The following is an 11,626-nucleotide window of genomic DNA, read 5'->3' on the forward strand; positions in this document are numbered from 1 at the left end:
CCTGGCGAGACATTTATGTCTTCCCGAACCAGATCCTCCAGCTTTTTCTCTCCTCTCCTTTCTGAAACATAATTGTAGCCTTCAAGATCGGTCCCATAATATTAGTGCTCTCTACTCCGCTAAAGCGAACTGGACTGAACCCTTCGGGTACATAAATGAAGATATTGTGGCTTGTGTCCTCCGGACTAACTGAAATCCCGTCTAGGACCAGCCTGCCCCCCTCCCACCTTAAGTCTTCAAGTTCTATCCCTCCCTGCGTAATATGCCTATCCGTCGAGATTACTGTAGGAGACTCGCTGAAATCATGTATGGAAAGAATCTTGCAGTCATTAGGCTGAATCTCGAAAGCAATCTCGCCATGTTGCACTCCAATGAAGTTTCTGTTCCAAAAGTCGAAGACGAGAACTTTTCTGTCGGCTAAACCTATCTTTCCTAGGTCAAGACGAATGGTCTTTTTCTGAGTGCAGCTCCAGTTAAATAATCCAACGACATGCCATTCGCCAAATGGCTTCTTTACGATCAGATCATAGATTTGTGGTAAATCATTCTCAAAGAGGTCGACGGGTCTCGCTCGCCCCGGATAAACTGGAAGAATTTTCTTGTATAACTCCACTCTTTCATTGGTTGCGAACTTCTGCAAATATCCGCCTGCAAACATGTTTAGGCACATGATTCCAAGTAGCGAAATCCATGATCTCGTCCTCTCAAAGGAGTATGGCTTTGGGCGTGGATAGTTTGCGGGACAGAAAGGTGTCTCCGAAACATCGAAGAATTCCGGATGATTCCAGAAGCACCTTCCATGGAGATGATACATTGCCTTAAGACCTGAAAGGACACGGTCGGAAAGATGAGGTCTCCAGTCACGTGAGGTTCTAAATGCATCTGCAAATCCTATGACTGGGCCAAATGGAACACCGCATGCCTCTATGAAGACATTTTTTCCAACAGCTTCACGCACTTGGCGGTATCGATCCCTAAATATCTCCATGGCGGTTCGTTCCCATGATAGATTATGTGTAAAGTCGTAATGGAAATCCAGGATCACATAGTCAATGTCCCAGTCCGCAATCTTTCCATAAATCTCCTTAACTTTTTCTTTCTCGTTGTGTTCTCCTGCCTTAACGTAAAGGAATGCGCGTGTACTTAGGCAGAGTTTATATCCTCTTCGGTGAACTAGATCCGCGAACGCTTTGATTCCGCTTGGAAAGTATTTCTCAACTCTATACCCTCTGCTGTTCTCAACCCAAATTGGGAATGAATTCATCTCATACGGATTGAATAGGTTTGGTGAACCGTGAGAAGAAAAGTCCTGCCAGAAATATTTGAGGCCATACTTTCCCAGCCCTGTATGGTCTAGATAATCCATCCACTCGATGAAGAATGATTCTCGGCCCAGGAGCGTATAAGCATTGTTTTCTTTATCGAAGGAGTATGGCATGAATACTCCGGCAACTGGCGTCGGATGAATATTTATATAATTATATTTCATCAACATTTCAGCGTATTGGTCCATGACGCTGAAGATGTCGTCGCCCCACATGAGCAAAGTAGCCGACATTCTGAAGGATCTTTCAGGTCTTATCCTTAGCGGTCTCCTCTCTAATGCTGGTCCATTATATTCTTCCCATGACCCGGATCCCCATAATGGATCCAAGTAGCAGCCGCCGCTTATAATTAGGTTTAATCCCTGAATTGGTTTTCCAGAAGCCTCTTTTATGAGAACAGCGACTTCGACATTAGCAGTTTCTAGGACTCCTGCTACCAAACCGTTTCCCCCCTCCTTGCTTTTTGCCATATGTAGCGTCCACCAACATCTTGCCCAATTTTTCCCGACAACTCTGAGTCTCACATTTGAGAACTCAGGCGGCTCGCCTCCGGTTTTCCAGTATGGCATCCCAAAAAAGATCCTTCCAACATACTCTCTGAGACTTCCTTCTTCTTCCTCAGTTAATGCGAGTGCGTAAACTTCTCTCACATATAGGTCGTTATCCTTATCATTGAAGATTTCAGGCTGGAAAACAATGCAGCGCCCAATAGAATATACAACCCATCTAAGTTTCGGGAGATTGGCGCTTTCAGCAGTAACCTCTAACCCCTGGGCCTCACCTACTCCTGTCTTCAACGTCTTCCATGCTACGGATCGCTTATATGAACTGTCTGTAATCTTTATTAGGTTTCCATCTCCATCGATGAACCCCATAAAACCATTCTTGAAGAGTGTCTTGTTTCGAATGGTGCAGGTCAGTTTTCCAGTTTCAACATTGAATTCAAGTTTCACATCACTTCTAGTGGACATGGAGCTCACCACTATCAATAGTTCATTCGACAAATCTGCCTTAACGCTTCGCAGCCTAAATATAAATTTAATGTTTCAAAAAATATTCTCAATTCAATTCGCAAATTTCCATAATTTTATAGTCAGTCAAAGCGTTTTCTAAGCCAAATCTAATATGAGCCCGCTTATCGAGTGTCTAGGGGCAGTGTATGTGAGTGTGTCTCCACTGATTTCCTCATATGAGCTTCTCGGTTTAACCTTGTATGGAAACTCGAACCCATTATAATCTCTGACATCTGCTGAGCCTAAAATGTATATTTTCGCTGCTTTTATTGTTTTACCTTCAATTACTTTAATTCTTACCTCAAAATCTTCGTCCAAACTCTGATTTACAAGTGTTACCACTATCTTTTTTTTCTCTCTATCTAAAGAGGCTGATGCGTCCACCGCTCTTAACGGCTTAAGGGCTCCGGATGGTGATTTTTCCACCATCTTTTGCGTAGGGTGGCAAATAATGGGTGAATCTACATTGGCATTTAAGGCATAGTTGCCCATGTGCTCCTTATATATATCAAATAGATGGTATGTTGGGGTCAAAGTGATTTTATGCCCCTCGGTATGAATTAGGCTTTGGAGAACATTCACCGTCTGAGCTAGGTTCGCCATATCAATAATACTTGAATACCTGTTAAAAAGATTGAGAACTAATCCCGCAAGAATAGCGTCCCTAAGGGTGTTTTGTTGAAAAAGTCCAACCTTATGTGTCGCCTGAGGATACCAGGTTCCCCATTCATCTACCACGATACCAATTCTCTTTTCTCCGACAAGATTGATTGCCCTCGATGTCTGTTGAATAAAGAATTCCATATTCTGAACATCGAATAGTAGATTGTAGTACTCCTCATCTGTGAATTCTACATCCCCTCCGAAAGGGTTTCGGCGGCCACTAAAATAATAGTGGATGGCGACGCCGTCTACAAGGTTCAATCGATCTCTCAAGCATTCCAAAAAAGTAGTCATCCACTGAATGTTTAGGCGGCCGCATGCAATAAGATTGATGGATGGATCCGCCACCTTTAGAAAATTGGCGAATCTCTTATACTCCCAAGCATAGTATGTGGGGTCGAATGATCCGCCACATGCCCAACTCTCATTTCCTACTGCCCAATATTTCACATTATAAGGTTCTGGATGACCATTTCTAGCCCTTAACTCAGTATAGAATGTTCGACCTGTAAAGTTGCAGTATTCAACCCAGTTAAACGCTTCCTGTGGGCTTCCAGTCCCGACATTTAGGCAAATATAGGGTTCAGCGCCCACAGACCTGCAGAACATTATGAACTCATCTGTTCCAAACTCATTAGACTCCTCGCCTCCCCACCATAAATTGCGTCTTCTAGGTCTATTCTCACGTGGACCAATCCCATCCTCCCAATGATACATGTCTGCGAAGCATCCGCCAGGCCACCTGAAGACAGGTGCACGTATAGCCCTTAAGGCGTCAATAACATCTTTCCTTATACCATTAATGTTCGGTATGCTGGAATCCTCGCCAACCCATATGCCCGGGTATATGCATCTCCCGAGATGCTCGATGAAGTGACCATAAAGGTTCGGGTTTATGAGGCCCACGTAATCATCCAATCTAATAGAGACATCAACAATTTTTTGATTCATATTACCATCTCCAACTAGCCTATACAGTTTTGCTGAAGCAGAGCAGGATAAAAAAATATTTTTAAGAAGAGGACATTAGCGCACATAGGGATTCATCAGATTTGCTGATATTACTTTTTCTCAATCCCCTACGTCCGGCTCCCTTTCTGTGGCCTGCACTTCCATAAGCCACTCTTCGTTAAACCAGCAGTGTTTGATGCTTCTTCGCAAGTATGTATACACTATATGGATAATGCCATCGTCTGTTTGTAGAAGTTGAGGATAAGAGAATTGTCCAAAAGCATCTTCCAAAACTCTCTCATATGGCCATGTTTGCCCCTCATCAATGGAGAAAGCAACGTTAAGGGGAGTGCGCCCTATATGAGTGTCATTGAATGCTAGAACAAAATGACCATTTTTAAGCCTTATCAGGGAAATGCCGCTGTTAGGATTTGGGAATTGGGTCTCAACTGCTTCACTCCATGTCCTTCCACGGTCATTCGATATGGATTTCCAGATAAATCCCCCAATATTGAGGAGTTCCTTCTTCTCAGCGATCTTTCCTGTTGAGTCTTGGACTGTTCTCCGAACTGTTGCCTTCAAAAAGCCGTGCAATGGATGGCTTCGAGTCCTCATATACATTAATAGAGAACCATCAGAGAGTTGAACAATGTTTCCCTGAACGCATCCAGTAACACTTGTTACTGGGCCGTAGGTGTCCCAGACTTCTCCCATGTCCTCAGATATCATAACATAACAACAATTAGGCTTCGCTTTACTATCATATATTGGGAGGACTATGTCGCCGTTATCGAGGACTATAGGGTTATTTCTCACCCATAAGCCTCTCCTAGGACGGAAGATTTTATCTTCACTCCAAGTATTCCCGCCGTCAAAACTTTTTTTGTACATTATTATGCTTGAGGGTCCGCCTTGATCGTGGCTGACATACCAAAGCCACACAACACCATTTGGATCTACGAATAGCACTGGGTTTTGATCTGATTTTCCAGGGACGTCTGCCAAAACCTCAGGATCACTCCAAGAATCACCGGAAAACCTTGAGCAGTAAATAGCAACATCACTAGCTCCCTCCCTCGATCCGGCGAACCACGCTGCAAGCAAATCTCCGCCTGGCAGTTGAGCGATTGTAGGAGCGTGGCAATCAGGGAACCTTCCCTCCTCAAATATGAGCTCTGAACCAAATATTTGGGCCATACTCCCACCTAAAGAAGACAAAGATTGTTAATGCTATTTATTTTTAATTGCCAATTGCAAAAACAACGTATAGCAATTAAACGTGATGAGTAGTAAACAATTTATTATGGATGTTAAGGAGGTAAAGATAGTGTTGGCGGGGATCTTATATGCATGGGTCCCGGAAGCTCTATGGATGGAAAGAGGCCGCTACATACATCCTTGCAGTCATACTTTTGGTGAACGCTCAAATTATTTCATCCGCATGTGAGCAGACCCCACGATCGATAGGCCGCATCTACATAAAAGTTACAGACGCAAACACAGGGGAACCTATCTCAAACGCAACTTTAATAATACTTGACATTACCACAGGGCTTGAGGAGTCAAAGATAAGGTCAACAGGTCAAAGCGGAGAGTACGTTTATGAGGAAGCGGTCCCTGAAGGGAAATATTGGATATACGCCTATAAGGGGAACTTGACTAGCGGTTATATGGAATATGCGCCTGCCGGACCATTTTTAATACATTTCTCAATCTTTGACACCGTGAAGAATCTGACGGTCCGGCTTGTTCCATGCGGAACCATCAGGCTTAAAGGTCCAATATGGATGGCTGGCATATCTGAGCTACTAGAGAATTTTGCGGTGACGATTATTGACCCAGCCTGTGGAAAGCCTCCTATGTTAAATGGAGACTATATCAGCCAGTACAATTCTACAACAAGATTTTATCTTGCGGAGAAAGACTTGCTAAATAAGAGTCTCGTCTTCGTTCCTGCAGACGTTAACCTAGATCTGTTGGTGGAGGCCACATTCTATAGAAGAGAGGTGGGATTTAGATCCTTCTCGTTCAGGATTGAGAATGTCTCAGTCCGCAAGTCAGAGGAAGCCGCCTATGAACTCTCATATTACAGTTTACGTGAGAGCATTAAAGATGTGAATAGTGTTGTCCAATCGGTCATGGAGGAGTTATCTTTTCTCCAGAGTATCGGTTTCTACTTTGTGCAAGAACGGTCAAATCTAGTGGAGCAGATCAGCACGATAAATGATGCGAGGAGAGAATTGGATAGGCGGGACTATTATGAATGTTGGAAGGCCCTTAGCAAAGCTTACAGTGAAAGTCTAAGTGTTAGAGAAACCCTGCGTTATTATGTTGGGGTGAGTACTCAGAGTGCGGTTTACCTTCCTACATTCCTAGCCGTTTATAGCGTAATACTTGCTTTCTTCCTCTTTGAGGATGACCGGAAAAAAGTTGCTGCCAGCCTCATATTTTATATAGTATTTCTCGTGGCCCTATTCCAAATTTATCCTGGTACAAGAACCATAATTAACCCAGAGACTGGAAACATTCGTTTATTTTTGTCAGCCTCTATTCTATCCATAGTCTGTGTAATGGTGCTAGTATTTTTCCTGCAGCGCCGACCGAGGCTTGGAATTGAAGGTTTAACGACGTTCAGGGATGTACTGGCCACGTTCTTCTCAATGGGGAAACGCCAGATAAGAGTAAGAAGATCTAGAGGGATCCTCACATTATCATCTGTGATCCTTCTGATCCTAGCATTCACCTCACTAACTTCTATGGGATATATTTATGGGCTAACATACGAGAAGATACCATACACATCGAACGTTGAGGGGATATTGATAAGGTCGACAGGAAATGAAACATTCATTTATGGACAGAATGTTTATAGGCTTTTTATTCCATTCGGATCCAGCCTTGTGTACGCTCTTTCTCAAGATCCCGCAGTCGAGCATGTCGCTCCAAAGATAGAATCATATCCCAGCACAGAACCTATTGGAAGGCTCTTCTCAAATAGATCATCATTATCGATTTACGGTTTGATCGGCATAGTGCCAAGTGATGAGGCGCAATTTACAAGACTGAACAATGCGATCGTGAATGGCGAATACCTAAAAGACGGAGACCTTGAAGGATTACTCATAAGCAGCGAAGCGGCTTCAGAATTAGGAGTAAACAGTGGTGATAAGGTTATATTCTCGATTGGAGGAATTGTCTCAAACTTTACAGTCCGAGGGATTTTCGGCAGCACATCCTACCAGCAGTTAAGGGATATAGATGGGCAGCCGTTTGGACCTAAGAAGGCTGCATTTTCCAACGGCACCATCTCATACTCATTATGTGAGCCGAAAGAAGTCATAATATTAAACTTTGAAGCGGCGCTGGAACTTCAGGCAAAGATAAACGTTCAGAATAAAAGGGCTCCTGAAGAACCAGGCCCCCTCAATCAGCTCTCCAGAATATCAATAAAGCCTAAGCCAGCTGCGGACATAAAAGGTATGGTCGAGACCATTGTGAAAAGCTTCGGCAAAGACGCTTATGTCTCTAAAGATGGTGCAGTATACCATTATTACATTGGGTTTGCTTATGAGGCAAAGGGAGCTCTTGAAATCCTTGTTCCACTGGTGATGGCCCTCATAAACGTCGGCGCCGTCATGCTCAACGCAGTTTACGAGAGAAGCAAGGAGATGAAGATTCTGACGACAATGGGATCAAATCCCATGCAGCTCGCTTCATTATTCATTGCGGAGGCAATGACGCTTGGAATGGTTGGTGGTGGGCTCGGATACATTTTCGGCCTAGGATTCTACCGTATAATGCTCTTGACTGGAACTGGAATCGAAGTTAGAGAAAAAGTGGAATGGTATTGGAGCGCCATATGTCTATGTCTGGCAGTCTTGGCTTGTGTTCTCTCTACACTAAGACCAGCTCTACTCGCGATAAAGATGTACACACCATCAATGGTTCGGAAGGCGAAGATCTCTGAAGAGGAGAAGGAGACGAGAATGGAGGAGATTTTCAAAGTATATCAGGAGAGAAGCATGTCCATGCCAGTAAAAGTGAAGGAAGCGGAGATACTCATATTCACGACTTTCATAAAGTCAAGAATGGAGGAGATGAGATCAGGAATCTACGAGAGGATTGAAGACGTGGTGGATGAACCTGAAGTACAAACGCCCACTGGTAGGGTCGTACGCAAAGTAAAGTTCAGATACAATTGCCCACAGGAAAACCTAAAGATAAATAATGAATTAGTATGCAGCAAAGACAAAGGAGAAGACAAGTATAGGGTCCATCTAGTACTTAATACTGACCGAATAGAGATATCGGAAAAGTGGATCTACAGAATCACTGATCTAATCCGCGACATTCTAATGGAATGGGTTCAAAACAAGGACAAAATATTAGGCAGATAAGATCATCCGGAACCTGCCTATATAAAATTTTTGTTTTTCTAAACACGTCTAGCTCCGCCTATCCTACTTTGAACAGGAAAGACGAAAAACTTAATAACACACAACCTATAGTTCAAGATGAATTAAATTAAGCGGAGAGTAAGATAATGAGATACCATGCCTTAATTCTAGCATTATTCATCTTATTAGCATCATCAATTTCGCATGTAGGAGCTACAGCTGTAAAAGAGAGGGTAATGGGTCAAAGTACGGAGAGAGCTACTCTAGATTGGAGTTACCGGGGATATTCCGTTGCAAGCTTACTGGCTGAGCGGGAAGGTTTCGCCAAGGATGTCACTGGCGGGTTAAACGGTAGAGTATACCGTGTGACTTCGCTCTCCCCAGCGAGTGGTCCTGGAACGTTAAGAGAGGCAGTTTCATTGCCTGAGCCATTATGGATTGTGTTCGATGTGAATGGAACCATAGACCTTGGAAACGAGGAACCTTTGTACATTAGATCAAATAAGACGATTGATGGAAGAGGCGCAGAAATCGTGATTGCAAGGAAGGGGGTTAGAATAGATTTTCAACAGAACATCATAATAACTAACATACGCTTCGAGAATGTCGGCGGCGATATTATAGAGATCAGAGGAGAATCCACACTGATCTGGATCCATCACTGCGACTTCATGAATGGGAACGATGGAGCAATAGACATAGTGAAGACCGCTGGACCAAGTGTAGATGTAACGGTCTCATGGTGTAGATTCTGGTGTCACAAGAAAACTATGCTCATAGGTGGAGATGCATGGGAACAAGAGGTGAAGAATGTTCGCTTAACACTTCACCATAACTACTTCTTCATCACCGATCAGCGCAACCCAAGGATCAGATGGGGAAAAGTTGACGCGTATAACAATTATCTTTATGGCTGGCGCGATTATGGAATGGGCGCAAGCATGTACGGAGAGCTACTTGTTGAGGCAAATGTCTTCGAGGCATTAGAAAACAAGGAAGCGGTGGTGGCTCCTGTGGGCTCAGGAGGCGAGCTGGACTATCCTGGATATGTGAGGCTGAAGGATAATCTATTCCTTAATGGGGCGATAGCTAAAGTTGGCCCGGGATACTCCGGACTTGTCTTTAGACGCGAGGACTATTACACCGCCAAGATAGAACCTGCAACAGAAGGATTAAAACTTAAGATAATGGCGCAGGCGGGAACAAATATACCATTCCAGCCGAGAATAATGGTTAACCTCAAATCTGTGGATGATCCATACCCATCAAAACATTACCTAAACAGGACAGATATCTATGTCGGAAACACCACGGCAAGGTACTACTGCATCATCGAGCCCTATAGAACCCCCTCAGATAAGATTGTCAGATGTGATTGGGACTTCGGCGACGGAACAAAACTAACGGTAACAAATGTAGTCCTCTTCCATGATCCATCCGTCACCTACACTTACAAGCAACCAGGAACATACACAATAAAAGTTACACTAACGACTGCGGATGGAAGAACAATAACACTAAGTGAAGAGGATGTAATATTGCCTGCAGAGACGGGTGGTGCTGGTGGTACAGGTGGAACTGGTGGGGCAGGTGGAACTGGTGGTACGGGAGGAACTGGTGGTACAGGTGGAACAGGCGGGGTAGGTGGAATAACCGCGCCCAGCGATGCTCCATGGCCAATGGGACAGCGTGATCTTTCCCGCTCAGGTTATACGAGCGATCTAGGCCCGGCGACTAATGAGTTATTATGGGTGTTCGATACGGGCACGTATGGCGAGCCTATTAGAAGCGGCGTCTCAATTGCATATGGAATAGTGTACTTCGGCTCCGACAACGATTGCGTATACGCCGTAAATGCGACTACTGGACAGATGATATGGAGGTTTAACGTTACAGAGTTCACAGGCACCGGAAAAGCGGACGTGAGAAGCACACCAGCAATCTCCGATGGTAGAGTATACTTTGGCAGCAGAAACGGCGTCTTCTTCTGCCTAGACGCCTACACAGGCGCCGTCAAATGGTACTATATTCCAGTCGATGAGGACGGAAAGAATGTCTCTATCTTCCGCAGCTCTCCAGCGGTCGTAGAGGGCAGAGTTCTCTTCGGAACTAGGGAAAAATCCGGAAAGCTTTACTGCCTAAACGCGACGAATGGTCAAGTGATCTGGAGGTTCGCCGCGGAGAATGAGATAGACTCAAGCCCAACAGTAGTAAAGGATAGGGTGTACTTTGGCTCCGACGACGACTACGTCTACTGTGTAAACCTGTATACTGGCGAATTAATTTGGAAGACGAATGTAGGCAGCAATGTGATCAGGGCGCCAGTATACTACAATGGGCTATTATTCGCCGCGTCTCAGGGATTAGAAAGAATATTCGCCCTTAACGCAACCACAGGCGAAAACATTAGAAACTACACGATCATGGGGTATCCGAAAGGCGGCGTCGCGGTTGGAAGCGGCAAGCTGGTTATTACAGGGGTAACAAGCGGAACCGTCTACTGCTTCGACATTGAGACGGGTCAGCGGCTTTGGAGTTACGGAACGGTTGGACTTGAAGCCTACGCAGCCATACCTGTAATCGCACGGGACATAGTCTACTTAATCGCTCCAGACGCTGCAATTCATGCGGTAGACCTGAACACCGGCCAAATGATATGGAAATATGTTACAGATCCTGCCCAGTATTGGAGATGTGATGAGGCTTATGGTGCTATTGCGTATGGCTGCCTGTTCATCGGCGCCGGGGACGGCAAGCTATACTGCTTTGGAAGACCGCCAAACCTTCCGATGAAATTGACTGCAAAAGTAATATGGGCGAATGGCTCAGCGGTCATAGGTGCAAAAGCCACGATATCAAACGGGACGAACACGTTTACCCAGAACATAAGCGCATCAGGGGAAGCAACATTCAGTATCTTCAGGGGCAACTACACGGTGAAAGTAGAATATGGATCCATCCCACTCTATGTGGGCACAATCGATCTTCAGCGTGACACTACAATAACAGTAACGCAATATCCAGAATTATTACAGTATGCAATCCAACTTCAAAGCCAAATAGCTAGTCTCCAAAATCAGGTCAATAATCTTCAGAGCCAGGTCAATCAATTACAATCTGACAAGTCAAGTCTCCAATCACAAGCATCCAATAGCCTCTACATGGGTCTAGGAGGCGGTGCGGGAGCCGGCCTAATAATCGGCATAATCATCGCCTACATCTTGAAGAAAAGATGAAGAACCCTTTCTTTTTTATTAAGCGACTCACAAAAAAGGAA

The 11,626-nt window shown here is 44.5% G+C and carries 5 protein-coding genes; 2 read left to right on the plus strand and 3 right to left on the minus strand.

The genetic code is table 11. The features are described from left to right. Positions 1-13 precede the first annotated feature (13 nt). The 3 genes from NZ952_00135 to NZ952_00145 all read right to left on the minus strand — a co-directional run bounded on the left by NZ952_00135 (position 14) and on the right by NZ952_00145 (position 5,149). Positions 14-2,296, minus strand: a complete 2,283-nt coding sequence (locus tag NZ952_00135; protein MCS7119614.1) for a hypothetical protein — start codon at positions 2,294-2,296, stop codon at positions 14-16. A gap of 138 nt (positions 2,297-2,434) precedes the next feature. Further along, a complete protein-coding gene (locus NZ952_00140) occupies positions 2,435-3,952 on the minus strand; it encodes an alpha-N-arabinofuranosidase (protein ID MCS7119615.1) in 1,518 nt (505 codons plus the stop codon). A gap of 120 nt (positions 3,953-4,072) precedes the next feature. Beyond that, positions 4,073-5,149 (minus strand): exo-alpha-sialidase, encoded by a 1,077-nt coding sequence (locus tag NZ952_00145; protein MCS7119616.1) that lies wholly within the window; start codon positions 5,147-5,149, stop codon positions 4,073-4,075. 149 nt (positions 5,150-5,298) lie between these two features. On the opposite strand from NZ952_00145, the gene NZ952_00150 reads away from it, so the two are divergent. Both NZ952_00150 and NZ952_00155 read left to right on the plus strand, forming a co-directional pair. After that, a complete protein-coding gene (locus NZ952_00150) occupies positions 5,299-8,349 on the plus strand; it encodes a hypothetical protein (GenBank protein MCS7119617.1) in 3,051 nt (1,016 codons plus the stop codon). Positions 8,350-8,495: 146 nt separating this feature from the next. Continuing rightward, positions 8,496-11,585: a PQQ-binding-like beta-propeller repeat protein gene (locus NZ952_00155; protein ID MCS7119618.1), complete on the plus strand. Its 3,090-nt coding sequence runs from the start codon at positions 8,496-8,498 to the stop codon at positions 11,583-11,585. The last annotated feature ends 41 nt before the right edge of the window (positions 11,586-11,626 follow it).

This window comes from Candidatus Bathyarchaeota archaeon (assembly GCA_025059045.1).
In the GTDB taxonomy this organism is placed as follows: domain Archaea; phylum Thermoproteota; class Bathyarchaeia; order Bathyarchaeales; family DTEX01; genus JANXEA01.